The organism is Amycolatopsis sp. NPDC114503 (assembly GCF_055633655.1).
Genome location: NZ_JBVKDT010000016.1, coordinates 145,724 through 168,212, shown reverse-complemented (window position 1 = coordinate 168,212; position 22,489 = coordinate 145,724). Strand labels below are relative to the sequence as shown.

At 69.7% G+C, this 22,489-nt stretch carries 25 protein-coding genes; 16 read left to right on the top strand and 9 right to left on the bottom strand.

Features of this window, described 5'->3' with window-relative positions; all coding sequences use genetic code 11:
- The first annotated feature begins 2 nt into the window (after window positions 1-2).
- The gene (locus tag ACZ7OI_RS43245) at window positions 3-545 is read left to right on the top strand and encodes a DUF5666 domain-containing protein (protein WP_470269900.1); all 543 of its coding nucleotides are present in this window, start codon (window positions 3-5) and stop codon (window positions 543-545) included.
- Here ACZ7OI_RS43245 and ACZ7OI_RS43240 read toward each other — a convergent pair.
- On the bottom strand, window positions 542-1,054 hold the full coding sequence (locus tag ACZ7OI_RS43240) for a TspO/MBR family protein (protein WP_470269899.1): 513 nt from the start codon (window positions 1,052-1,054) through the stop codon (window positions 542-544). The two genes, ACZ7OI_RS43245 and ACZ7OI_RS43240, sit on opposite strands and share 4 nt — an antisense overlap.
- A gap of 103 nt (window positions 1,055-1,157) precedes the next feature.
- On the opposite strand from ACZ7OI_RS43240, the gene hemL reads away from it, so the two are divergent.
- From hemL to ACZ7OI_RS43205, 7 genes are all read left to right on the top strand, one after another.
- Window positions 1,158-2,462: a glutamate-1-semialdehyde 2,1-aminomutase gene (gene hemL, locus ACZ7OI_RS43235; RefSeq protein ID WP_470269898.1), complete on the top strand. Its 1,305-nt coding sequence runs from the start codon at window positions 1,158-1,160 to the stop codon at window positions 2,460-2,462.
- Complete coding sequence (locus ACZ7OI_RS43230) at window positions 2,459-3,085, top strand: histidine phosphatase family protein (RefSeq protein WP_470269897.1); 627 nt, start codon at window positions 2,459-2,461, stop codon at window positions 3,083-3,085. The genes hemL and ACZ7OI_RS43230 overlap by 4 nt, the downstream gene beginning before the upstream one ends.
- The gene (locus tag ACZ7OI_RS43225; protein ID WP_470269896.1) at window positions 3,082-3,663 is read left to right on the top strand and encodes a TlpA family protein disulfide reductase; all 582 of its coding nucleotides are present in this window, start codon (window positions 3,082-3,084) and stop codon (window positions 3,661-3,663) included. Before ACZ7OI_RS43230 ends, ACZ7OI_RS43225 begins: the two co-directional genes overlap by 4 nt.
- A 259-nt stretch (window positions 3,664-3,922) precedes the next feature.
- Window positions 3,923-4,696, top strand: coding sequence for a cytochrome c biogenesis CcdA family protein (locus ACZ7OI_RS43220; protein WP_470269895.1), 774 nt, complete (start codon window positions 3,923-3,925; stop codon window positions 4,694-4,696).
- Window positions 4,693-6,300, top strand: a complete 1,608-nt coding sequence (gene resB, locus ACZ7OI_RS43215) for a cytochrome c biogenesis protein ResB (RefSeq protein WP_470269894.1) — start codon at window positions 4,693-4,695, stop codon at window positions 6,298-6,300. The genes ACZ7OI_RS43220 and resB overlap by 4 nt, the downstream gene beginning before the upstream one ends.
- Window positions 6,301-6,303: 3 nt before the next feature.
- A complete protein-coding gene (gene ccsB / locus ACZ7OI_RS43210; protein ID WP_470269893.1) occupies window positions 6,304-7,296 on the top strand; it encodes a c-type cytochrome biogenesis protein CcsB in 993 nt (330 codons plus the stop codon).
- An 85-nt stretch (window positions 7,297-7,381) separates the two neighbouring features.
- Window positions 7,382-8,668 (top strand): MinD/ParA family ATP-binding protein, encoded by a 1,287-nt coding sequence (locus ACZ7OI_RS43205; RefSeq protein WP_470269891.1) that lies wholly within the window; start codon window positions 7,382-7,384, stop codon window positions 8,666-8,668.
- Window positions 8,669-8,843: 175 nt separating this feature from the next.
- Here the strand turns inward: ACZ7OI_RS43205 and ACZ7OI_RS43200 are convergent, their stop codons facing one another.
- Both ACZ7OI_RS43200 and ACZ7OI_RS43195 read right to left on the bottom strand, forming a co-directional pair.
- Entirely contained in the window at window positions 8,844-9,026 is a 183-nt protein-coding gene (locus ACZ7OI_RS43200; protein WP_470269890.1) for a hypothetical protein, read from the bottom strand.
- 257 nt (window positions 9,027-9,283) lie between these two features.
- The gene (locus tag ACZ7OI_RS43195) at window positions 9,284-9,496 is read right to left on the bottom strand and encodes a BldC family transcriptional regulator (protein ID WP_009072010.1); all 213 of its coding nucleotides are present in this window, start codon (window positions 9,494-9,496) and stop codon (window positions 9,284-9,286) included.
- Window positions 9,497-9,858: 362 nt separating this feature from the next.
- On the opposite strand from ACZ7OI_RS43195, the gene ACZ7OI_RS43190 reads away from it, so the two are divergent.
- Genes ACZ7OI_RS43190 through cds1 form a run of 3 tightly spaced genes read left to right on the top strand, consistent with a single transcriptional unit; the run spans window position 9,859 to window position 11,707 of the window.
- Window positions 9,859-10,332 carry an Lrp/AsnC family transcriptional regulator gene (locus ACZ7OI_RS43190; RefSeq protein ID WP_470269889.1) on the top strand — a complete coding sequence of 158 codons (474 nt, stop codon included), beginning with the start codon at window positions 9,859-9,861 and terminating at the stop codon, window positions 10,330-10,332.
- Window positions 10,333-10,343: 11 nt separating this feature from the next.
- Window positions 10,344-10,634 (top strand): DUF4229 domain-containing protein, encoded by a 291-nt coding sequence (locus ACZ7OI_RS43185; RefSeq protein ID WP_275294506.1) that lies wholly within the window; start codon window positions 10,344-10,346, stop codon window positions 10,632-10,634.
- Window positions 10,631-11,707, top strand: a complete 1,077-nt coding sequence (gene cds1, locus ACZ7OI_RS43180; RefSeq protein ID WP_470269888.1) for an L-cysteine desulfhydrase Cds1 — start codon at window positions 10,631-10,633, stop codon at window positions 11,705-11,707. Before ACZ7OI_RS43185 ends, cds1 begins: the two co-directional genes overlap by 4 nt.
- Here the strand turns inward: cds1 and ACZ7OI_RS43175 are convergent.
- On the bottom strand, window positions 11,685-12,332 hold the full coding sequence (locus tag ACZ7OI_RS43175) for a TetR family transcriptional regulator (RefSeq protein WP_470269887.1): 648 nt from the start codon (window positions 12,330-12,332) through the stop codon (window positions 11,685-11,687). The two genes, cds1 and ACZ7OI_RS43175, sit on opposite strands and share 23 nt — an antisense overlap.
- A 104-nt stretch (window positions 12,333-12,436) precedes the next feature.
- On the opposite strand from ACZ7OI_RS43175, the gene ACZ7OI_RS43170 reads away from it, so the two are divergent.
- Window positions 12,437-13,876 (top strand): aldehyde dehydrogenase, encoded by a 1,440-nt coding sequence (locus ACZ7OI_RS43170; protein ID WP_470269886.1) that lies wholly within the window; start codon window positions 12,437-12,439, stop codon window positions 13,874-13,876.
- A gap of 88 nt (window positions 13,877-13,964) precedes the next feature.
- On the opposite strand, the gene ACZ7OI_RS43165 is transcribed toward ACZ7OI_RS43170, so the two are convergent.
- Both ACZ7OI_RS43165 and ACZ7OI_RS43160 read right to left on the bottom strand, forming a co-directional pair.
- Entirely contained in the window at window positions 13,965-14,162 is a 198-nt protein-coding gene (locus tag ACZ7OI_RS43165; RefSeq protein WP_470269885.1) for a hypothetical protein, read from the bottom strand.
- 49 nt (window positions 14,163-14,211) lie between these two features.
- Window positions 14,212-14,880, bottom strand: a complete 669-nt coding sequence (locus ACZ7OI_RS43160) for an alpha/beta fold hydrolase (RefSeq protein ID WP_470269884.1) — start codon at window positions 14,878-14,880, stop codon at window positions 14,212-14,214.
- 86 nt (window positions 14,881-14,966) lie between these two features.
- Between ACZ7OI_RS43160 and ACZ7OI_RS43155 the strand changes: the two genes are divergently transcribed.
- Window positions 14,967-15,743 (top strand): helix-turn-helix transcriptional regulator, encoded by a 777-nt coding sequence (locus tag ACZ7OI_RS43155; protein WP_470269883.1) that lies wholly within the window; start codon window positions 14,967-14,969, stop codon window positions 15,741-15,743.
- On the opposite strand, the gene ACZ7OI_RS43150 is transcribed toward ACZ7OI_RS43155, so the two are convergent.
- Genes ACZ7OI_RS43150 through ACZ7OI_RS43140 form a run of 3 tightly spaced genes read right to left on the bottom strand, consistent with a single transcriptional unit; the run spans window position 15,740 to window position 18,735 of the window.
- Window positions 15,740-16,609, bottom strand: a complete 870-nt coding sequence (locus ACZ7OI_RS43150) for a 1,4-dihydroxy-2-naphthoate polyprenyltransferase (protein ID WP_470269882.1) — start codon at window positions 16,607-16,609, stop codon at window positions 15,740-15,742. The genes ACZ7OI_RS43155 and ACZ7OI_RS43150 overlap by 4 nt on opposite strands.
- 26 nt (window positions 16,610-16,635) lie before the next feature.
- On the bottom strand, window positions 16,636-17,796 hold the full coding sequence (menE, locus tag ACZ7OI_RS43145) for an o-succinylbenzoate--CoA ligase (RefSeq protein ID WP_470269881.1): 1,161 nt from the start codon (window positions 17,794-17,796) through the stop codon (window positions 16,636-16,638).
- Window positions 17,797-17,811: 15 nt separating this feature from the next.
- A complete protein-coding gene (locus tag ACZ7OI_RS43140) occupies window positions 17,812-18,735 on the bottom strand; it encodes a 1,4-dihydroxy-2-naphthoyl-CoA synthase (RefSeq protein WP_470269880.1) in 924 nt (307 codons plus the stop codon).
- Window positions 18,736-18,828: 93 nt separating this feature from the next.
- Here ACZ7OI_RS43140 and menD point away from each other — a divergent pair, with 93 nt between their 5' ends.
- The 3 genes from menD (at window position 18,829) to ACZ7OI_RS43125 (ending at window position 22,479) form a co-directional block, all read left to right on the top strand.
- Window positions 18,829-20,505 carry a 2-succinyl-5-enolpyruvyl-6-hydroxy-3-cyclohexene-1-carboxylic-acid synthase gene (gene menD, locus ACZ7OI_RS43135; RefSeq protein WP_101436139.1) on the top strand — a complete coding sequence of 559 codons (1,677 nt, stop codon included), beginning with the start codon at window positions 18,829-18,831 and terminating at the stop codon, window positions 20,503-20,505.
- 32 nt (window positions 20,506-20,537) lie between these two features.
- Window positions 20,538-20,882 carry a hypothetical protein gene (locus ACZ7OI_RS43130; RefSeq protein ID WP_470269879.1) on the top strand — a complete coding sequence of 115 codons (345 nt, stop codon included), beginning with the start codon at window positions 20,538-20,540 and terminating at the stop codon, window positions 20,880-20,882.
- A 91-nt stretch (window positions 20,883-20,973) separates the two neighbouring features.
- On the top strand, window positions 20,974-22,479 hold the full coding sequence (locus ACZ7OI_RS43125; RefSeq protein ID WP_470269878.1) for a M1 family metallopeptidase: 1,506 nt from the start codon (window positions 20,974-20,976) through the stop codon (window positions 22,477-22,479).
- Window positions 22,480-22,489: the final 10 nt, after the last annotated feature.

Below are 22,489 nucleotides of genomic sequence, written 5' to 3'. Positions count from 1 at the left end.
TCATGTCCGCGTCGACCACCCAGCCCATTCCGACCCCGCCGGAGGAACCCGCCGCGCAGCGTCCGGAAGAACTCATCGCCGAGCCCGCCGTCCAGGGCGACCTCACTGCTGAGCTGCAGCAGGTCGCACGGCCGTTCGGCAAGCCGACGCTCGTGCTGGCCGGGTTGCTCGTGCTGGCACTGGCTTTCGCCGGCGGCGCTTGGACGCACGCGGCGTTCGGCACCTCAAGTGGCTCTTCCGGCGCCCGTACGGCCTCGGGTTCTGGTCCAGGCGCCGGGCAACAGGGGCCCGGTTCCGGCGGACGCACGGCAGGCGGTCGCGGGACGATCGGCACCGTGGAGAAGGTCGACGGCAGCACGGTCACGCTGAAGACCGTGCAGGGCAGCGAAGTCACAGTGTCCACTTCGGACAGTACGACGGTCGGCGTGACCCAGCCCGGCAAGCTCAGCGACCTCAAGCCGGGGCAGACGGTGACCGTGCAAGGCCGCACCGGATCGGACGGTTCGGTGACCGCGCAGGCGATCGTGGCGCAGCCGGGCCGTTAGGGAACGTCGTTGAGCGCGATGATCGCGACGTTCAGCGCGGTCGTGTAGAGCAGCCACGCCAGATACGGCACGAGCAGCAGCGCGGCGATGCGGGAGCGGCGGTAGAAGAGCGCGATCGTCACGATCACGGTGAAATCGAGCAGCACGATGTCGACACACGCGATCTGCGTGGAACCGCCCGCGAAGAACAGCGAGATCCACATCAGGTTGAACAGCAGGCCGATGCCGTACGCGGCGAAGCCCTGGTTCTCGCCGTCGGTGCGCCAATAGGTCCAGCCGGCGAAGGCGAGCACGACGTACAGGACCGTCCACACCGGACTGAACAGGGACGAGGGCGGGGCCCACTCCGGCAGCACGTACCGGTTGTAGGCGTCCGGCGCGGTCGTCGCGGCCAGCGCGCCCACCAGTGCGATGACGCCGACCAGCCCGAAGAACACCGCGAGCATCAGCCACGGATTCCGGCGGTGTGTGGGCGCCGTCACTTCGCCTCCATGGCTCGCCCCGTCCATGCGCGCCCATCCTAAGAGCGGTCGGGCCGATGTGCCGGGTGGCAAACGGGTGGCAGCTTGGGCGCCGCCGACACCCGAACGGAGGATTTGCAAGACTGGAGCGGTGAGCACTGGCACCGAGCAGTCCAAAGCATGGTTCGCACGCGCCAAGGCAGCCGTCCCGGGCGGGGTGAACTCGCCGGTGCGCGCCTTCAACTCGGTCGGCGGCACGCCGCGGTTCATGGTCCGCGGCGAGGGCCCGCATCTGTGGGACGCCGACGGCAACCGCTACGTCGACCTCGTCTCCTCGTGGGGCCCGATGATCCTCGGGCACGCGCACCCGAAGGTGGTCGCCGCCGCGCGGGCGGCCGCGGAGCACGGGCTTTCCTTCGGCACGCCGACGATCGGCGAGGTCGAACTGGCCGAGGAGATCATCGGCCGGGTCGGCCCGGTCGAGCAGGTCCGGCTGGTCAACTCCGGCACCGAAGCCACGATGAGCGCCATCCGGCTGGCTCGCGGTTTCACCGGCCGCGCCAAGATCGTGAAGTTCGCCGGCTGCTACCACGGCCACGTCGACGCGCTGCTCGCCGAAGCGGGCTCCGGTGTCGCGACGCTCGGCCTGCCGACTTCGCCGGGCGTCACCGGCGCGCAGGCCGCGGACACGATTGTCTTGCCGTACAACGATCTTGACGCGCTCCGGAAGTCCTTCGCGGAGAACGAGGGCCAGATCGCCGCGGTGATCACTGAAGCGGCCGCGGGCAACATGGGCGCGGTGCCGCCGGACCCCGGCTTCAACGCCGCACTGCGTGATCTCGCGCACGAAAACGGCGCGCTGCTGATCATGGACGAGGTGATGACCGGCTTCCGCGTTTCGCGCGCTGGCTGGTTCGGCCTCGAAGGCGTGGCCGGCGACCTCTACACGTTCGGCAAGGTGATGTCCGGCGGGCTGCCCGCGGCGGCGTTCGGCGGTCGCGCGGACATCATGGCGAAGCTCGCGCCCGGTGGTCCCGTCTATCAGGCAGGCACGCTGTCCGGAAACCCCGTCGCCGTCGCCGCCGGTCTCACCGCGCTGCGCGAAGCTGACGACGCTGTGTACGCGAAGCTCGACGCCAACGCGAAGCGTCTCGGCGGGCTTTTCGAGAAGGCGCTCAGCGAAGCGGGCGTCACGCACACTGTGCAGTACGCGGGCAACCTCTTGAGCATCTTCTTCACCGACCAGCCCGTACGCACCTACGCGGACGCGCAGGCCTCCGAGACGTGGCGCTTCCCGGCGTTCTTCCACGCGCTGCTCGAAGCGGGCGTGTACCCGCCGCCGAGCGCGTACGAGGTGTACTTCGTGAACGCCGCGATGGACGACGAAGCGTTCGGCGTCATCGAAGCCGCGTTGCCGGCGGCAGCTCGCGCGGCGGCTGAGGCGGTTCGCCCGTGACCACCGTTGTCCACATGCTGCGGCACGGCGAGGTCCACAACCCGGAGAAGATCCTCTACGGGCGGCTGCCGAACTTCCGGCTGTCGGAGCGCGGGCAGCGCCAGGCGCTCACTGTCGCCGAGGCGGTCGCTGGGCACGACCTCGCGTACGTCGTCGCTTCGCCGCTTCAGCGCGCGCAGGAGACCGCGGCGCCCATCGTGGGCGCACACCGTCTCGACATCGCGACGGACGAAGGTCTCATCGAAGCGGCGAACGTCTTCGAGGGTCAGCGCGTGGCCGTGGGCGACGGCGCGCTGCGGCAGCCGAAAGCGTGGCCGCACCTGGTGAATCCCTTTAAGCCGTCGTGGGGCGAGCCGTACGTCGAGATCGCACACCGCATGCTCGGCGCGGTGCACCGTGCGCGTGTAAAGGCCGAAGGGCGCGAAGCGCTGTGCGTGTCGCACCAGCTGCCGATCTGGACGCTTCGCCGCTTCCTCGAAGCGAAGCGGCTGTGGCACGACCCGCGGCAGCGACAGTGCTCGCTCGCGTCGCTCACCAGCCTGGTGTTCGACGGCGAGGAGCTGCTGGAGATCGTCTACAGCGAACCCGCGGGCACCACCGACCCCAAGGTGACCGGCGCATGAAACGGCGGCTGCTCGGGGTGCTGATGGCCGCCGCGCTGGTCGTGACGGGCTGCTCGACCGGCAAGGACGCGGTCGTCTCGGGCGGCACCTTCACCTTTGTCTCGCCCGGCGGCAAGGTCGACATCACCTACCCGCTGAACGAGCGCCAGCAGGCCCCGACGCTGGCCGGCGACGACCTGATGCACGAGGGCAAACAACTCTCGATCGCGGACTTCCCCGGCAAGGCACTGGTGATCAACCTGTGGGGCCAGTGGTGCGGCCCGTGCCGCGCCGAAGCGCCCGAGCTGGAGACCGCGAGCAAGCAGATGGCCCCGCTCGGCGCCCAGGTGATCGGACTCGACGTCCGCGACCCGGCGCGCGACGTGGCACAGGACTTCGTGCGCGACCGCGGCCTGACGTACCCGTCGATCTGGGACCCGTCCGGGCGCGTGCTGCTTCAGCTGGCCGGGTATCCGCGCAACATCATCCCGTCGACGCTGGTGCTCGACAAACAGCACCGGGTGGCGGCGGTTTTCCTGCGGCAGGTGCTGGCCTCGGACCTGGTTCCGGTGGTGCAGCGGCTGAGCGCGGAGAAGTAGCCTCGTGAGTGTTTGTGCCTGTTAGAACCGGCACAAACACTCACAAGACCCGACCGCCTACCTGGCCGCGCCGCAGGTCCTTGCCCGCCCGGCATCGTGCGCCTTTCCGGGGCCTGGACTCGTCGTGAGTGCCGATGCCGGTGAGAACCGGCGTCGCCGCTCACGAGGACAGGACCAAGGTCCCGGCCCCGCTGTGGCGTAGGTCCTGTGAGAAGGCCCCGCCCGCCTCACGTCCAGCTCACTGCCTACTCTCAAGTGCGTGAACTCCGTGTCCGAGCTGGCGCTCTCCGGGCCGCTGCTGCTCGCCGCGGGTGTTGCGCTGCTGGCCGGGGCCATCTCGTTCGCGTCGCCGTGCGTGGTGCCGCTCGTGCCGGGGTACCTCGCCTACCTCGCGGCTCTCGTCGGCGCGGACGCCCCGGCGGTGCGCGACGGCGAGGAGCGCAAGAAAGGCCGCTACGCCGTTCTCGGCGCGGCGGGCCTGTTCGTGCTCGGGTTCACCGTGGTGTTCGTCGCGACCATGGGCACGCTGGTCTGGCTCGCGAACACCTTGCTGGTCAACGAGGATCTGCTGCAGCGCATCGGCGGCATCCTCACCATCCTCATGAGCCTGGTCTTCCTCGGCTGGATCCCGGGGCTGCAGCGCGAGGTCCGCTCGCACCGCGTTCCCGGCGGCGGGCTGTGGGGCGCGCCGGTGCTCGGCGCGGTGTTCGGGCTCGGCTGGACGCCGTGCATCGGGCCGACGCTGTCCGCCGTCACGAGCCTCGCCAGCGCGACCGGCGGGGCCGCGGTCCGCGGGTACGTGCTGGTGCTCGTTTACTGCCTCGGCCTTGGCGTCCCGTTCCTGCTGATCGCGCTCGGCGCCCGCTGGGCCGTGCGCGCCACCGACTGGCTTCGCCGCAACGGCCGCCGCGTGCAGATCTTCGGCGGAGCGTTGCTGATGGTGGTCGGCATCCTGCTGGTCACCGGGCTGTGGGGAGACGTCATGGGCTGGCTGCGCAACTCCGTCGCCTCCGATCTCGAGCTGCCGTTGTGACCACTACCGAAGCGCCCCCGAAGAATCCGAACCCGTCGTACCGGCCGTCTGCGGCTAAGCAGGCGCTGGCTTTCCTGCGCAACACCTGGCGCGGCCTGACGTCCATGCGCACCGCGCTGGTGCTGCTGTTCCTGCTGGCGCTCGCCGCGCTGCCCGGCGCTCTGCTGCCGCAGCGACGGCTGAACGCGCCGAAGGTCGACGAGTACATCAGCGCGCACGGCTGGTGGGGATCGCTGCTCGACAAGCTGGAGTTCTACGACGTCTACTCCAGCGTCTGGTTCTCCGCGATCTACATCCTGCTGATGATCTCGCTGATCGGCTGCCTCACGCCGCGCAGCTTCGAGTACGTCAAGCAGATGCGGGCGAAGCCGGTGCTGACGCCGCGCAACCTCGCGCGCATGCCGCACCACCGGATCGCCCGCACCGCGCGCACGCCGGAGACGATTCGCGAGGACGTGCGCAAGCAGCTGTCCGGCTGGCGGCGCGTCGAGCGCGAGGAGGACGACGGCGGGTTCAGCGTGTCGGCCGAACGCGGCTACCTGCGCGAGACCGGCAACCTGCTCTTCCACTTCGGCATGCTCGGCCTGATCATTTTCTTCGCACTCGGCAAGCTCTTCAGCTACGAGGGCCAGGTCATCGTGCAGGCCAACGGCGGCCAGTTCTGCAACTCGGGGATCTACAACTACGACTCGTTCGAGGCAGGCCTGCGGGTCGACGGTACGAACCTCGACCCGTTCTGCGTGAAGGTCAACGACTTCACCGCCCGCTACACCGCCACCAACCAGGCCGACTACTACCACTCGCACATCGAGTACCAGTCCGGCGAGGACCTGCAGACCGGCACGTGGAAGCCGTACGACCTCGAGGTCAACGAGCCGTTGCGGACCGTCGGCGACCGGGTTTACCTGCTGGGCAACGGCTATTCGCCGCAGTTCACGGTGACCTTCCCGAACGGCGAGAAGCGCACCCAGAACACCCAGTGGATGTTCAGCAACCCGGCGACGATGCTGTCCGAGGGCGCGACGAAGTTCGACCAGCCCGGCGTCACCGACGAGGTTCAGCGGCGCACCAAGCAGCTCGCGATCACCGGCCTCTTCGCGCCGTCGTCGTTCATCCACGGCGGCGTGCTCACCTCGACCGCGCCGCAGCTGAACAACCCGATGGTCGCGGTCGACGTGCTGCGCGGCGACCTCGGTCTCGACGCGGGCCGCGGCCAGTCGGTGTTCTCGGTCGACCAGTCCCGGGTCCAGGACGGCCGGCTCAAGCGGGTCGCCCGCAAGAACCTCGCGGTCGGCCAGGAATTGACGCTCGACGACGGCACGAAGGTCCGGTTCGACGGCGTCAACAAATGGGTCAACCTGCAGATTTCGCACGATCCGACGCAGGGCTACGTGCTCGGCTTCGCCATCGTGATGTTCGCCGGGCTCGGGGCGTCGCTGCTGGTCAAGCGGCGTCGCGTGTGGGTGCGGGTGCGGCCGGGCAAGGACGGGAGCGCGAGTACCGTGATCGAGGTCGCGGGGCTCGCGCGGACGGATCAAGCCGGATACGGCGAGGAATTCCAGCGGATCAGCGAACGGCTGGTCACGGGCCGGAAGGGCAGCTGAGGCATGGAAATCAACGAGACTCTCTCGCAGTACAGCGACCTGCTGTACACGACGACAGTGGCGATTTACGTGCTGGCGCTGCTGTTCACGCTCTTCGAGCAGGCGTTCGGGGCCAAGGGCCGTCTCGCCGCCGAGCGCAGCCGCAAGCGCGTGCTGGTCGGCGCGGGCGGGCCGGAGTCCGACGACGCGAGCATCGAGGACGGCGACGCACCGGTCGAGCCCGAGGGCCCGCGCACGGTCGGCCGCGCCGAGCGGATCGGCCGGATGGGCGCGGCGCTGCTCGTGCTGGGCGCGCTGCTGCAGCTGTCGGCGATCGTGCTGCGCGGACTCGCGGTGCACCGCGCGCCGTGGGGCAACATGTACGAGTACGGCATGGCGGTCACCTTCATCACCGTCGTCGCCTGGCTCGTGGTGATCAAGAAGTTCCCGGTCCGCCACCTCACCGGCTTCCTGCTGCTGCCCGTCGTGATCCTGATGTTCATCAACGGCACGATGCTGTACACGGTGGCCGCGCCGGTCGTGCCCGCGCTGCAGTCGTACTGGCTCGTGATCCACGTGTCCGCCGCGATCATCGGCTCCGGCGTGTTCCTGGTGCCGGGCGTGGCGAGCGTGCTCTACCTCTTCCGCACCGCTCATGACCGCAACCCGGCGAAGTTCTCCAAGTTCGCTCCCAAGCTGCCCGCCGCCGACGTGCTCGACCGCATCGCCTACCGCGCCACCATCGTGGCGTTCCCGATCTTCACTTTCGGCGTGCTGTGCGGCGCGGTGTGGGCCGAAGCCGCGTGGGGCCGGTTCTGGGGCTGGGACCCGAAGGAGACCGTCGCGTTCATCGCGTGGGTCGTTTACGCGGCATACCTGCACTCCCGCGCCACCGCGGGCTGGCGCGGGACGCGCGCCGCGGTGATCAACGTCGTCGGGTTCTCGGTGACGATCTTCAACCTGTTCTTCGTCAACCTGGTTACCGCCGGACTGCATTCCTACGCCGGAGTGAGCTGAGCCGGGGGTCCACCGCCCGGACCGGGCCTCGGGCGACTACCGTCGTCGTCAGGGGCCCTTCGACGTACCCGGGAGGTTGGCAACGGTGACCGGACCCAGTGAAGAGACTGCCGGGGAACAGCAGTCCGAGCAGGCCCAGGAACCGGCTGCCATGTTCTCCGAAGAACGCACGGATTCGACGCCGCACCCCGGCACCGGGCCGTACGACGCGCAGCCGACGCAGGTCGTCGACCCGCCGCCGCAGGGGGCGTATCAGCCGCTGCCGCAGCCGGGCGGCTACCAGGCGCACTACGACCAGAATCTGCCGCCGTTGCAGCCTCCCGCGCAGCAGCCGCCGCAGTACGCCGCTCCGGGCGGGTATCAGCAGCCGCCCGCCGCTCCGGCAGGCACGCCGGTTCCCGCTCCGGGCGCCGTGCCCGCGGCGGCTCCGGGGCTTCCGCAGCCGGCGTCCGGTGCGGACGAGCTGGCCACCGCGCACCTGGTGAAGCAGCAGAAGCGAACGCCGCAGTCAGGCTGGCGCAAGGCGGTGTACCTGGGCACCGGCAAGCTGGTCAACCCGGGGGAGAGCCCCGCGGACACGCGTCGGCGCGAGCTGATCGCGCGGGTCAACCAGCCGCTGCGCGGGTGCTACAAGATCGCGATGCTGAGCCTCAAGGGCGGCGTCGGCAAGACCACGACGACGACCACGCTCGGCGCGACCTTCGCGTCCCTGCGCGGCGACCGCGTGGTGGCGGTGGACGCGAACCCGGACCGCGGGACGCTGTCGCAGAAGATCGCCATCGAGACCACCGCGACCGTGCGGCACCTGCTGCGGGACGCGGACAAGATCACGCGCTACAGCGACGTCCGGTCGTACACGTCGCAGGGGTCGAGCCGGCTGGAAATCCTGGCCAGCGAACAGGATCCGGCGGTGTCGGAGGCGTTCTCCGAGAACGACTACCGGCGCACGGTGAACCTGCTGGAGCACTTCTACAACATCGTGCTCACCGACTGCGGCACCGGTTTGATGCACTCGGCGATGAAGGGCGTCCTCGACGTCGCGGATTCGCTGGTGGTGGTGTCGTCGGGTTCGGTGGACGGGGCGCGCAGTGCGTCCGCGACATTGGACTGGCTGGAGGCGCACGGGTACGGCGACCTGGTGAAACGCTCGGTCGTGGTGATCAACTCGGTGCGCCCGAAGGGGAGTTCGGTCGACCTGGACAAGCTGGCCGCGCATTTCGGTGCGAAGGTGCGCTCGGTGTGCCGGATTCCGTTCGACGCGCATCTGGAGGAAGGCGCGGAGATCGAACTGGAACGGCTCGGCGGGGATACCCGGCTGGCGCTGCTGGAGTTGGCGGCGACCGTCGCAGACGGCTTCGGCGGAAGAGTTTGACCGCTGGGGCTAACTGCCCCGGCAGTATTTGATTGCCCGCTCAGGCTCCGCAACCCACAACCCGAGATCGCGCTGGTTTCTGGACTGAGCGATTCGACGGCCCCCCGGGCCGGCGAATCGGGAGGGAAGAAACCAGCTCCCCGGCGATCTCGGCGCCCCGGCGGAGCCGGGGCAATCAAACACCGTCGTCGGGGCGCTTGCGTTGCTGCTCTTCCGAGAGTTTGCGCAGGAATTCGGGGTCGTCGTCGGGGGCGACGGCCGGGCGGCGTTGCGGGACGCTGATCCGCTGTGCGCCCAGTGCCCGCCACAACAGAACGGCGATGGTGATCGCGCCCACCGCTGCGAGCAAAGGAATCATGCCCGGGTCCTTCCGTGTTGATGGCGCCGACTTCGTCGTCGCGGCGAGATCGCCGGGGAGCCGGTTTCTTCCCTCCCGATTTCGCCGGCCCGGGGGCCGTCGAAATCGCTCAGTCCAGAAACCGGCGCGATCTCGCGCCGTGGTCCCGGGCAAGCTTACGGAACTTCGCCGGACGCGGCGAAGGGTCGTGACCGGCAAGCGATGCGGGAGGCACCCCTTGCCACTCACGACCCTTCGTCGGCTGAGTGACCCGCGGATCAGATCTTGCGGGTCGGTTCGCTGGCGTCCGTGGTGAGTTCGGCCAGCAGGTCGTTCACCTCGGACTCGCGGAACCGGCGGTGTCCGCCCGGCGTCCGGATCGAGCCGATGCGGCCCGCGGTGGCCCAGCGGGTCACGGTCTTCGGGTCCACTCGGAACAGAGCGGCCACCTCACCCGGGGTGAGCAACCGTCCGCCCATGGTTGCGGTCATTTTCCGCCTCCTTAACGCCCAACTTGCTATACCGGGGGCATCGGGCGATTTCGCCCGTCGCGCCCGGGTGGCCAACGCGGCAATCGTGGCACTTCACCCGTCGGGTACTCGAACGGTTGTCCTTGGGTAAAGAGCCCTTAAAGTGCAAAAGGGACATAACTCAGCAGATTCTCAGGATCGCTCAGGGCCCGTTCGCGCCCCGCTGACCAGGCATTTTCCAACAGGTCCGGCCGGGATTCGGGTAAAGATCAGGCAAAGGCCGAGTCTGGGCGGCCACGGGCGCTGAGGTTGCTGTGACGCAGGAGACAATCCGGGGCCTACCGGGATGAGCCGGTCGCGCAGCCGCGCCGCATAATGGGCCGGTGGATCAGCTGGACCGGAAAATCATCGCCGAGCTGCGGGCCAACGGCCGGGCTACCTACGCCGACCTCGGCCGGACGGTGGGGCTCTCCGCGTCGTCGGTGCACGAGCGCGTCGGAAAGCTCGAGGCGGCGGGCGTGATCACCGGGTACCACGCGATGGTCGACCCGAACACGGTCGGCCTCGGCGTCACCGCGCTGGTCGGCATCCATCCCACCGACACCGCCACCGACGAGGACGTCGCCTCCGCGCTCGGCGAATTGCCCGAGGTGGAGAGCTGTTACGCGGTCGCGGGCGACGAGGCCTTCGTAGTAAAGGTGCGGGTTTCGACGGTCGACGAGCTCGAGCTCACCCTCGGCCGGTTGCGCCGCATCCCCGGAGTCGGCCGCACCAATACGACAGTGGTGCTCTCCACCCGGTTCGAGGGCCGCCCCAACAACGCGGGCCTGGACGAAGACTCGGCAAGCGGGGCGTAGCCTGTTTCGGTGTGAGCGAGACACCGGACCACCTTCCCCGTGACCTGACGGTGTACTTGATCGCGCGGTTCGCGCTCGTCGCGGTGGTCGCGGTCGTGCTTTCGCTGGTCGGCGTGCCGCTGCTGGTCTCTTTGCTGATCGGGCTCGTCGTCGGCCTTCCGCTCGGACTGCTGCTCCTGCGCGGCCTGAACCAGCGCGTGACGGCCGGTCTGGCCAAGCGCAACGAATCCCGCGCGCGTGCTCGGGCCCAGCTGCGTTCGCAGCTGCGCGGCGAGACCCCGGCCGACGACTCCGCGGCATGAGCAAACCGCACAGCCGCGCCTGGGTCCGGGAAGCCGTCCGGATCATCGAGGCCGACGCCAACCGCAGCGCCGACACTCACCTGCACGTCTTCCCGCTGCCCCCGGAATGGGGCATCGACCTTTACCTCAAGGACGAGTCGGTGCATCCGACCGGCTCGCTCAAGCATCGGCTCGCGCGGTCGCTGATCCTGTACGGCCTGGTCAACGGGCACATCGGCCCGGACACCGTGCTGGTCGAGGCGTCCAGCGGCTCGACCGCGGTGTCCGAGGCGTACTTCGCGCGGATGCTCGGCCTGCGGTTCGTCACGGTGGTGCCGCGGCGGACCAGCAAGGAAAAGATCGCGCTCATCGAGTTCTACGGCGGCGAGTGCCATTACGTTGACGCGGCGCCGGCGATGTACCCGGAGGCCGAGCGGCTGGCCGCCGAGTGCAACGGGCATTACCTCGACCAGTTCACCTACGCCGAGCGCGCGACGGACTGGCGAGGCAACAACAACATCGCCGAATCGGTGTTCGCGCAGATGCGTGCCGAACGCCATCCGGTGCCGTCGTGGATCGTCGTCGGCGCGGGCACCGGCGGGACGAGCGCGACGTTCGGCCGCTACGTCCGGTACAAGCGGCACACCACGAAGATCTGCGTGGTGGACCCGGAAAACTCGTCGTTTTACGGGGCTTGGGAAACCGGTGCGCCGGACTACGCGACCGGGATGCCGTCGCGGATCGAAGGCATCGGACGGCCGCGCTGCGAACCGTCGTTCGTGCCCGGCGTGATCGACGAGATGTTCCAGGTGCCCGACGCCGGCTCCCTGGCGGCGATCCGGTTGCTGCGCGACCGCACCGGCCACTGGGCGGGCGGTTCGACCGGCACCAACCTGTACGGCGCGTTCCAGCTGATCTCGCGGATGCTGGCGGAAGGCCAAGCGGGTTCGGTGGTGACGCTGCTGTGCGACGGCGGCGAGCGGTACGCGAACACGTACTACTCCGACGAATGGCTTGGCGAGCAGGGGATCGACCTCGCGCCGTACCGGGCGCGCTTCGACGAATTCCTGCTCACTGGCCGGTTCGACGCCTAGCGTCCTGGTAGCCCAGCGTCAGCACGACTATCAGCCGGCGCAACCGGTCCTCGAAGTCGATGCGGGAGCCGGACAGGCGCGGGTCCTCGATGGCTTCCCGGACGGCTTCGTTCGGGTGCGCCAGCGGCCACATTCCCGCGGTGAACATGAAGATCGCGGCCGACAGTTCCTGCGCCGTCTCCGCGGAAAGGCCCGGCAGCGCGGCGCGCAGCAGGTCGGCGGTGCGGGCGTTGTGCTTCGCTGAGCGCAGCTTGTAATCCCGCGCGATCTCCACCGAAACGTTCCGCTCCAGCACGTTCGCCAGCACGCTGATCAGTTCGCACAGCACCGGTCGCGTCGCGAGTGAACGGGCGAGGGTCGCGGCGACCTCCGACAGGTCGCCGTCGAGGGCGAGCGAGTCGAGCCACGCGCCGCGGGCTCGGTCGAGCACCTCCAGGTAGACGGCCTCGCGGGTGGGGAAATAGCGCGCGACGTTCGACGCCGACAGGCCGACTCGGCGGGCCAATTCGCGCATGCTGACCTCGCTGACGGACGACTCCGTCATCAGCTGTTCCGCGACGTCGAGGATCGCCTCGCGGCGGGCTTCGACCTGCTCGGGACTGCGGGCGCGCTGGAACTCTGGCACGCCTCGAAGTGTAACAGGACACTGCTCTCTTGATAAAAGAACAGCGTCCTGTTAACTTGCGAGAGCAAGAGAGCAGTGTTCCGTTAACTCGGCAGGAGATCCCGATGCGCACTTACGACCAGCTCTTCCTCGGCGGCAGCTGGACCGAACCCGCGACGACCGACACCTTCGAAATCCGTTCGCCGCACGACCGTGCGCTGGTGGGCACCGCGCCGAAGGCTTCGGCAGCGGACGTCGACCGCGCGGTGGCGGCAGCCCGGCAGGCGCTCGAACCGTGGGGCAGAACTCCGCTGGCGGAGCGGTTGCGCCTGGTCGAGCGGTTCAACGAACTGCACGCCGCCCGGGCCGACGAGATCGCTGAACTGGTCACCGCGGAGAACGGCTCGCCCAGCTGGTTCACCGGCTGGACGCAGCGCACCCTCCCGGAGCGCACCGCCGCGTGGCTCGAGACCGCGCGCGAGTTCTCCTGGGAAGAGACGCTGACCGACGAGACGGGCAACCGGACGATCGTGCGCGCCGTGCCGGTCGGCGTGGTGGCGGCGGTGATCCCGTGGAACTCGCCGCATTCGGCCGCGCTGGTGAAGCTGATTCCGGCTCTGCTGGCGGGCAATCCGGTGCTGCTGAAGGCCGCGCCGGAAACCCCGCTCGACGCGATGCTGCTGGCGGAGATTTTCGCGGAGGCCGGTTTCCCCGAGGGCGTGGTGAGCGTGTTCGCGGCTGACCGCGAAGTAAGCGAGTACCTGGTGACGCACCCCGGCGTGGACAAGATCTCGTTCACCGGCTCGACAGCGGCCGGGCGGCGGATCGCGTCGCTCGCGGGAGAGCAGTTCAAGCGCGTCGGGCTGGAACTCGGCGGCAAGTCCGCGGCGATCGTGCTCGCGGACGCGGACCCGGAAACCGTCGCCGAGGGGATCCGGAGCGCGACGTTCGCCAACAACGGCGAGATGTGCGTGGCCCACACCCGGGTCTTCGCCGCGCGCGAGCGGTACGCCGAGATCGTGGCCGCGCTCGCGGAAATGGCCGACGAGCTCGTGGTCGGCGATCCCGCGAAGCCGGACACGTTCGTCGGGCCGATCGTGCGCCAAGACCAGTACGAGCGGGTGCTGTCGTATCTGCGGCTAGGCGTCGAGGAGGGCGCGCGGATCGCGGCGGGCGGGGCGGAGCCGGTCGCGAATCCCGAGCTGGCGGACGGGTTTTACGTGCGCCCGACGGTGTTCGCCGACGTCACGAACGACATGCGGATCGCGCGCGAGGAGATCTTCGGACCGGTGCTCGTGGTGATCCCGTTCGACACCGAGGAGGAGGCGATCCGGCTCGCGAACGACTCCGACTACGGCCTCAGCGGCGGCGTGTGGACGGCTGACGTGGCGCACGGCGTCGAGATCGCGCGGGCCGTGCGCACGGGCACGTTCCACGTCAACGGCGCGCCGCGGCACGGGAGCGCGCCGTTCGGCGGGTTCAAGGCGAGCGGGGTCGGCCGGGAGTACGGCTCGCACGGGTTGGCGGAGTTCGTGGAGTGGCAGGCGATCGCGGTGGGGCGCTAGAGCGCCAGGGCGGCCGCGTTCGGCACCGCCCAGGGCGGCATTGCCAAGGCCAGCAACGATCACGCCAGCATCGCCAGGCCAGCACCGATCACGCCAGCGCCGCCCAGGCCAGCGCCGCCCAGGCCAGCGCCGCCCAGGCCAGCGCCGCCCAGGCCAGCGCCGCCCAGGCCAGCATCGCTATGCCGGTGTCGCGCAGGGCCGGGATCAGCTCCCGGCCCTTGCCGCCACCGCCGACGGCCTTGACCGGCTTCAGGCAAATGGCTCGGCGAGTACGGGAACCTGGCACCGCATCCGTCGCGGTTCGACGACTTCCCGCTCCCCGGCCGCTTCGACGGTTAGCTGTCCAGCAGTTTGGCGACAGCTTCGGGGTCTTCGGCCATCGCGTTGTGCGCGGTGGGGAGGTCGTGGACGAGCCACTCCGGGTCGGTTTCGAGCCGGGCACGGAGTTCGGCGAACGGCGTGCCTTCCCATCCGGAGCAGTAGACGAACTCGCGCCGGGGGATCTTGGCGAACTCGCCGGTGAGCCGGACCGTCTGCAGCAGCGAGGCGAGCGGATGGGGACGACGGCGGGAATCCCGGCCGTCACGCTCGGGCGGGCGGACGGCGTAGCCGGTGTCCTCGGCGCCGGCCACGAATGCCTGCCGGTACGCCTCGGTCGTCGATGACCAGCACGAATCGCCGTCGGCGGGCACGTAGGCGTCGAGATGCACGACCCGCGAGACCCGGCCACGGGCCCGGTCGGCAGCGGCGGCGATCACCAACCCGCCGTAGCTGTGGCCGACGAGTGTCGCGTCGGTGACGTGGGCTCGATCGAGAAGCGCCAGCACGTCGTCGGCGTGGGTGTCGAGGTTGGCGCCGGCGACCGTCGCGGCGTCGTCCTCCGGCCGGAGACCGGTCAGGGTCAAGGCGTGCACGGTGTGCCCGGAACGCTCCAGCAGCGGCACTACCTCCTCGAAGACCCAGCCGCCGTGCCAAGCACCGGGGACGAGAACGAACGTCGACATGCATTTCTCCCTTGAACCGCAACGGCTTCTTCGGGAGAAGCTTTTCAAGAACCGACGATGGCTCGTTAACGCTAGAATGCCAACTGATGCCCATTCCCCGCCAACTCGGTACGGCGTCGTACCTGTGGCCCTCCGGCGGCAGGCACCTCTGGCCGTCCGGCGAGACCAGCGAGCTGCAGACGCACGAGCGCGGGCACCTGGTCTATGCGGCGAGCGGCGTCTTGGCGGTGCACACCGAGTACGGCACGTCGCTCGCGCCCGCCACCCGCGTCGCCTGGACGCCCGCCGGGTTCCCGCATTTCCATCGGGCCCACGGCGACACCGACATCCGGATCGTCTTTCTCGCGCCGTCGCTGGCCCAGCTCGTCTCGGACCGGCCGGCGGTGTACCGGACTTCGGGCCTTGCTCGCGAGGTCCTGCTCGCGCTGACCGGGCCCCGCAATTACGAGGGCTCCGGCTACCGCGGCTCCGCGCGTGCTCGTCTCCACCGGGTCCTCGTCGACGAACTCCGCGAAGCGCCCGACCCGCCGCTGCAACTGCCCGCGCCGCGGGACGACCGGCTGCGGGCGATTGCCGAGAGGCTGCACGAGAATCCGGCGGACAACGCCACGCTGGCCGAACTCGGGAGGGCGATCGGAGCCAGTTCGCGCACCCTCAGCAGGCTGTTCCACGACGAACTCGGCATGACCTTCTACGAGTGGCGCACCCAGCTCCGCGTCTACCACGCGCTGGTGCTCCTGGCCGACGGTCACGACACCGTCCGCACCGCTTACGTCTGTGGCTGGGCCAATCCCAGCGGATTCATCGCGGCGTTCACCGCCATCATCGGGACAACGCCGGGGCGCTATCGAAGCGGTCGCTAGAGCGCCAGGGCGACCGCGCTCAGCACCGCCCACGCCAGCATCGCCATGCCGGTGTCGCGCAGGGCCGGGATCAGCTCCCGGCCCTTGCCGCCACCGCCGACGGCCTTGACCGGTTTCAGCAGCAGCGGCGCGGTCACGAAAGTGATGAACAGCAGCGGGTGCCAGATGCCCATCAGCACGGTGAGCGCGTACGGCACCGTCACCAGGGTCAGGTAAAGCTTGCGCGTGCCGCCGTCGCCCATGCGGGTCGCGAGGGTGTGCTTGCCGGACTCGATGTCGGTGGGGATGTCGCGCAGGTTGTTCGCGACCAGCACGGCCATCGAGAACGAGCCGACGGCCACGGCGCAGCCCAGTGCGTCCCAGCTGACCCGGCCGGCCTGGACGTAAACCGTGCCGAGGACTCCGGCCAGGCCGAAGAACACGAAGACCGCGATTTCGCCCAAACCGTAGTAGCCGTAAGGCTTTTTGCCGCCGGTGTAGAACCACGCGCCGAGGATGCACAGCGCGCCCATCGCGAGCAGCCACCAGTAACCGCTCAGCGCGACGAGCGTCAGGCCCAGCACTCCGGCGAGGCCAAGGGAGGTGAGGGCGGCGCGCAGCACGGACTTCGGGTTCGCCGCGCCGGAGCCGACGAGGCGCAGCGGGCCGACGCGGTGTTCGTCGGTGCCGCGGATGCCGTCGGAGTAATCGTTGGCGAAGTTCACGCCGATGATCAGCGACAACGCGACCAGCAGCGCGAGCAGCGAACGCCACCAGGAGAACGCGTCGAGCGCGATCGCCGCTCCGACCCCGGCCACGACCGGCGCGATCGCGTTCGGCAGCGTCCTCGGCCGCGCGCCTTCGATCCACTCACTGACTGTCGCCATGGGGTCCATTCAACGCCATGCGATCTTCACCCGTTCGGTGAACCCGTTCCGCGCGTCCGGAGAGCGGCGGCCACTGCCTGCCGGTCGATCTTTCCCGGGCCGCGCAAGGGCAACGCGTCGGCGAACTCGATGTGTTTCGGCGTGGCAGCGGCCCCTAACTCGGCACGGACGGCGGCCTTCAGGGCAGCCCCGTCCGTCGAACCCGCCACCATCGCGACGACCGCCTCGCCCCACTCCGGATCCGGAATGCCGACGACACAAGCGTCCCGCACTCCGGGCTGGGCGCCGAGAAGCCGTTCGATCGAGGCGGCGGACACCTTGACCCCGCCGGTGTTGATCACGTCGTCCGCGCGCCCGAGCACCTCGACCCGGCCGTCGGGCAGCAGACGGCCGCGATCGGAGGTGCGGAACCGGCCATCCTGGAACGACTCCGCGGTCAGCTCAGGCGCAAGCCGGTAGCCGTGCGACAGCACCGGCCCGGAGATCCACAGCCGCTCGTCGGCGTCGGGCTCCACCCGGACGCCGTCGAGCGGAACGCCGTCGTAGACGCAGCCGCTGGCGGTCTCGCTCATCCCGTACGAGGGAATGATGCGCACGCCTTCCTCAGCCGCCTGCGCCCGCAGCTTCGGCGAGGTGGCGGCGGCGCCCAGGATGATCCCGTCGAACGCCTTCGCTGCGGCCAGGCCGGCGCCGCCGTCGTCGAGAAGCCGGACGAGCTGGGTCGGCACGAGTGCGGTGTAGCGCGGGCCGTTCTCCGCCAGCACGGGCGCGGCCGCGGCGGCGAACTCGTCCGGGCGGAAGCCGACGCCGGTCAGGAACGCCGGTTTCGTGCCTGCCAGCCGCGCCCGGATCAGCACCTGCAGGCCGCCGATGTAGTGCGCGGGCGTGGCGAGCAGCCAGTGTCCGGGACCGCCGAGCCGGGCGTGGGTGGCCGTCGCGGACGCGGTGAGCGCTCGCGGCGACAGCAGCACTCCCTTCGGCGCTCCGGTGGACCCGGACGTGGCGATCACCACGGCGGTGTCCGGCTCGACCGGCTGCTCCGGGGCCATCGCTTCGAGCAGCGCGGGGGCCGACGGATCCGCCGAGTTCAGCGGCAGCACCGCCGGACCGCCGTCGAGTGCGGCCGCGAGGGCCGCGTCGAGGGCGGTCAGCGCGTCGGCGCTGCCGTCGAGCCACACCACATGCACTGGGAACGACCTATCTCAGTAGTAGTACGGGTAGTCGGACCAGTCCGGGTCGCGCTTCTCCAGGAACGCGTCACGGCCTTCGACGGCCTCGTCCTGCATGTACGCCAGCCGGGTGGTTTCTCCGGCGAACAGCTGCTGTCCGACGAGCCCGTCGTCGATCGCGTTGAACGCGTACTTCAGCATCCGCTGCGCGGTCGGCGACTTGCCGACGATCGTCCAGCCCCATTCGAGCGCGACCCGCTCCAGTTCGGCGTGCGGAACGACCTCGTTGACCGCGCCCATCCGGTGCATTTGCTCGGCGGTGTAGTCGCGGCCGAGAAAGAAGATCTCCCGCGCGAACTTCTGCCCGACCTGCCGGGCGAGGCCCGCCGAACCGTAGCCCGCGTCGAACGAGCCGACGTCGGCGTCGGTCTGCTTGAACCGCGCGTGCTCGGCCGAGGCGAGGGTGAGATCGCACACGACGTGCAGCGAATGCCCGCCGCCCGCCGCCCAGCCGGGCACCACGGCTACCACGGGTTTCGGCATAAAACGGATCAACCGCTGCACCTCGAGGATGTGCAGCCGCCCCGCCCGTGCCGGGTCGACCGTGTCCGAGGTCTCCCCGCTCGCGTACTGATACCCGGAGCGTCCGCGAATACGCTGGTCACCGCCGGAGCAGAATGCCCAGCCGCCGTCCTTCGGCGACGGGCCGTTGCCGGTGAGCAGGACGCAGCCGACGTCCGAGCTCATCCGGGCGTGGTCGAGCGCCCGGTAGAGCTCGTCGACGGTGTGCGGGCGGAAGGCGTTGCGGACCTCCGGACGGTCGAAAGCGATCCGGACCACCCGTTTGCCGGAGCGGGCATCTCGCGAACGGTGGTAGGTGATGTCGGTGAAGGAGAACCCTTCGACCTCAGACCAGGCGGCGGGGTCGAACAGCTCGGAAACTCGGGCGTCATCCACGTTTGGGAGAATAGGACCTGTGGACATGATCGCTGAGCCTGATGCCGCCTCCGGAGAAGGTCTCCTCGACGGCGCGCACGCGGAGGTCTGCCGGTGAACCCGTCCACCGCGCAGGCCAGGGTCATCGTCGACGAACTCGTCCGCAACACCGTGTCGCACGTCGTGTTGTGTCCAGGATCTCGCAACGCGCCGCTGTCCATCGCGCTCTACGACGCCGCCGCGTCGGGACGGCTGCAGTTGCACGTCCGCATCGACGAACGCGGCGCGGCGTTCCTCGCGCTGGGCATCGCGGCGCGCACCGGTCGTCCGGCGGCGGTGGTCTGCACCTCCGGCACCGCGGCGGCGAACTTCCACCCGGCCGTGCTGGAGGCCGACCGGGCGGGCGTGCCGCTGATCGTGCTCACCGCCGACCGTCCGCCGGAGCTGCGTTCGGCGGGCGCGAGCCAGGTGATCAACCAGTACGAGCTGTACGGCGATGCGGTCCGCTACTTCGACGAGCTGGCCGTCGCCGAGCGTCGCGCCGGGCAGAACTCCTACTGGCGCAGCCAGATCTGCCGCGCATGGAACGCCGCGTACGGCGAGTGGCGCTGCGGGCCGGTGCACCTGAACATCCCGTTCCGCGAGCCGCTCGTGCCGGATCTCGACGATGACGGCGAGTGGTACGAATCGCTCGAAGGCCGTCCGGACGGCGAACGCTGGACCGAGCTGCCGGACTTCGGCGCGCTGCCCTCGTTCGTGGTGCCCTCGGCGCGGCACGGTCTGGTGATCGCGTGCGACACCGGCGCGCAGGCGGCCAGCGAGTGGGCCGAACAGCACGGCTGGCCGGTGGTTTCGGAGACCGGCGGGCTTGGCCTGTCCGGCGCGACGGCGATGTCGTCCGGCGCTTGGCTGCTGGGCGTCGAGGAATTCATCTCGCGGCACCGTCCCGAGCAGGTGCTGTGCCTCGGCCGTCCGACGGTGTTCCGGCAGGTGCAGAAGGTGCTGTCGGACCCGGAGGTCGAGGTGCTGCTGGTGCGTCCGGATTCGGACTGGCCAGCCCCCGCGCACAACGTCCGCCAGGTCGGCCAGTGGTTCGCCGAGCCGACGAAGCCCGCTGACCCGGAGTGGCTGGCGAGCTGGCAGCGCGCGGACGCCGCGGCCAGCCAAGCGGTTTCGACGGCGCTGGCCGCCGAGCCGTGGCCGAGCGGCGTACGGGTGGCGACGGAGCTGGTCGACGCGCTGCCGGAAGGCGCACTGCTGGTGGTCGGTTCCTCGAACCCGACGCGCGATGTCGCGTTGGCCGGACGGCTGCGCCCGGACGTCCTGGTGCACCGCAACCGCGGCGTCGCCGGGATCGACGGCACGGTGTCGACCGCCATCGGCGCGGCCACCGTGCACCGCGCGCCGTCGTACGCGCTGCTTGGCGATCTGACGTTCTTGCACGACGCGTCCGGCCTGCTCACCGGGCCCGCGGAGCAGCTTCCGGACCTGACGATCGTGGTGCTGAACGACGACGGCGGAGGCATTTTCTCGCTGCTGGAGCAGGGCGCGCCGGAACACTCGGCGAGCTTCGAGCGGGTCTTCGGCACGCCGCACGGCGCGGATTTGGGCGCGCTGTGCGCGGGCTACCGGGTGCCGCACGTCGTGGCCGAGACGGTCGAAGAGTTCCGTGCCGCGTTGCGGCCAGCGCCGGGCCTGCGGGTGGTCGAGGTTCGCGTTGACCGTGCGCAGCACCGGAATCTTCACGCGCGGCTGAAGTCGGCGGTCGCGGAAGCGGTGGGGACGGTTTAACCGGCGGGGGCCGGCGAAAAATGGGGGATTTCTTGACCGAGGCGGACCTGCGGCCGCGAGGCCGGTGGGCCTGGTTCAGCGCGGCGGTGGCGGCACTGGCCCTGATCGGGCTGGTGTGCTCGTATTTCTCGTCGTTCCTGGTGATGGCCAGCGACAACTGCTTCGCCGGGGACAGCAGGGCGATCTGCAGCGCGGCCGGACAGCAGGCGGTCGCCTCGCTGCCGTGGGTCGGCTGGTTCGCGGCGATCGGCGGCTCGTTCGCGATGGCCGGGCTGGCCGTGCGGCGCGGCTGGGGACCGTGGCCGGGGCTGTACGCGGGACCGATCCTGTACGGCATCCCGATCGCCGTCGCGTGGTGGATCGCCGAATCCGGTTGATCTTCCCAGTGGGTAAGAACCCGTCCTTCGGACGTACCTGCCGGGTGCTCACGTGGATACGTTCGGTCGCATTGGCCACCTTGGAGGAACCATGCGATCGAGAACTCGGGCCGGAATCGGGGCGGTTGCGGCTGGAGTCGCGACGGTGCTGCTGGCAGGCACCGCTTCGGCAGTACCGGCACCGGGCGCGCCCGGCGTCGGCGACCCGTACTACCCGAACGCCGGCAACGGCGGCACCGACGTGCAGCACTACGACATCCGCGTGAGCTATCAGCCGGAAACCGACGTCCTGTCGGGCACCACGACGCTGCTGCTCACCGCGACCCAGGACCTGTCGCGGTTCGACCTGGACTTCGCGCTCAAGGCGTCGAAGGTGCTGGTGAACAACCGGCCGGCGCAGTTCGCCAACCAGAACGGCGACGGCGAGCTGGTGATCACCCCGGCGCAGCCGCTGCTCAAGGGCCAGTCCGCGACCGTCGTCGTGAGCTACTCCGACAGCCCGTCGACGGAGAAGGTCGGCGGCCTGAACACGTGGAAGAAGGGCGCTTTCGGGGCGCTCGGCGTCGACGAGCCGCAGAGCGCGCAGTGGTGGTTCCCCTCCAACGACCACCCGACCGACAAAGCGACTTACGACGTGTCGATCGAGGCCCCGGACGGCCTCTCCGCCATCACGAACGGCACGCTCGTGCGCAAGACCAAGAAGCGCGCCGGCTGGACGCGGTGGAACTGGCGCAGCACCAAACCGCAGGCGACCTACCTGACGTCGTTCATCGTCGGCAAGTACGACGTGGTCCAGTCCACCACGCCGGACGGCAAGCCGTTCATCACCGCCTACGGCGCGGATCTCGGCGACTCGCTCGACGCGGCCAAGGCGAGCGTGGAGCGGACGCCGGAGGTCGACGAGTTCCTGGCGTCGCAGTTCGGGCCGTATCCGTTCGAGGCCGAGGGCGGCGTCGTGACCAGCGGGATCACCTTCTCGCTGGAGAACCAGACCCGGCCGACCTACGGCGCGCGCAACTTCGCCGCCGGCGCCAACACCACGCTGATCGCGCACGAGAACGCACACCAGTGGTTCGGCGACAACGTTTCGCTGGGCAAGTGGAGCGACATCTGGCTGAACGAGGGCTTCGCGTCCTACGCCGAGTACCTGTGGACCGAGCACCAAGGCGAGGGCACGACCGCGGAACTCGCGCAGTACGCGTACGACTCCTACGCCGCCGACGACCCGTTCTGGCAGGTCCTGCCGGGCGACCCGGGCGAGCCGAAGCAGTTCGACCGCGCGGTGTACGACCGGGGTGCGATGGCCGTGCAGGCGCTGCGCAAGACGGTCGGCGACGACGCGTTCTTCTCGATCCTCCAGCAGTGGCAGGTGGCGAAGGCGGGCAAGGCGGCGGTGATCCCGGACTTCGTGGCGCTCGCGGAGAAGGTGTCGGGCAAACCGTTGCAGGAGCTGTTCCAGACCTGGCTGTTCACCAAGGGCAAGCCCGCGGTCGGTCCTAATGGGACGGTCACGGCTTTCGCCGCGCACGCGAAGCCGAAGGCGTGGGACCAGATCCAGGCGAACCACCGCGCGCTGGCGGAGGCTGGCGAGCACTGAAATTCGCTTG

Bases quoted from the DNA above. Each gene is read 5' to 3' on its own strand.
- ACZ7OI_RS43155 (WP_470269883.1), top strand. From the start codon at position 14,967: ATGCCCATTCCCCGCCAACTCGGTACGGCGTCGTACCTGTGGCCCTCC.
- ACZ7OI_RS43125 (WP_470269878.1), top strand. From the start codon at position 20,974: ATGCGATCGAGAACTCGGGCCGGAATCGGGGCGGTTGCGGCTGGAGTC.
- ACZ7OI_RS43245 (WP_470269900.1), top strand. From the start codon at position 3: ATGTCCGCGTCGACCACCCAGCCCATTCCGACCCCGCCGGAGGAACCC.
- ACZ7OI_RS43225 (WP_470269896.1), top strand. From the start codon at position 3,082: ATGAAACGGCGGCTGCTCGGGGTGCTGATGGCCGCCGCGCTGGTCGTG.
- ccsB (WP_470269893.1), top strand. From the start codon at position 6,304: ATGGAAATCAACGAGACTCTCTCGCAGTACAGCGACCTGCTGTACACG.
- ACZ7OI_RS43195 (WP_009072010.1), bottom strand. From the start codon at position 9,496: ATGACCGCAACCATGGGCGGACGGTTGCTCACCCCGGGTGAGGTGGCC.
- cds1 (WP_470269888.1), top strand. From the start codon at position 10,631: ATGAGCAAACCGCACAGCCGCGCCTGGGTCCGGGAAGCCGTCCGGATC.
- ACZ7OI_RS43200 (WP_470269890.1), bottom strand. From the start codon at position 9,026: ATGATTCCTTTGCTCGCAGCGGTGGGCGCGATCACCATCGCCGTTCTG.
- ACZ7OI_RS43170 (WP_470269886.1), top strand. From the start codon at position 12,437: ATGCGCACTTACGACCAGCTCTTCCTCGGCGGCAGCTGGACCGAACCC.
- ACZ7OI_RS43160 (WP_470269884.1), bottom strand. From the start codon at position 14,880: ATGTCGACGTTCGTTCTCGTCCCCGGTGCTTGGCACGGCGGCTGGGTC.
- ACZ7OI_RS43240 (WP_470269899.1), bottom strand. From the start codon at position 1,054: ATGGACGGGGCGAGCCATGGAGGCGAAGTGACGGCGCCCACACACCGC.
- ACZ7OI_RS43150 (WP_470269882.1), bottom strand. From the start codon at position 16,609: ATGGCGACAGTCAGTGAGTGGATCGAAGGCGCGCGGCCGAGGACGCTG.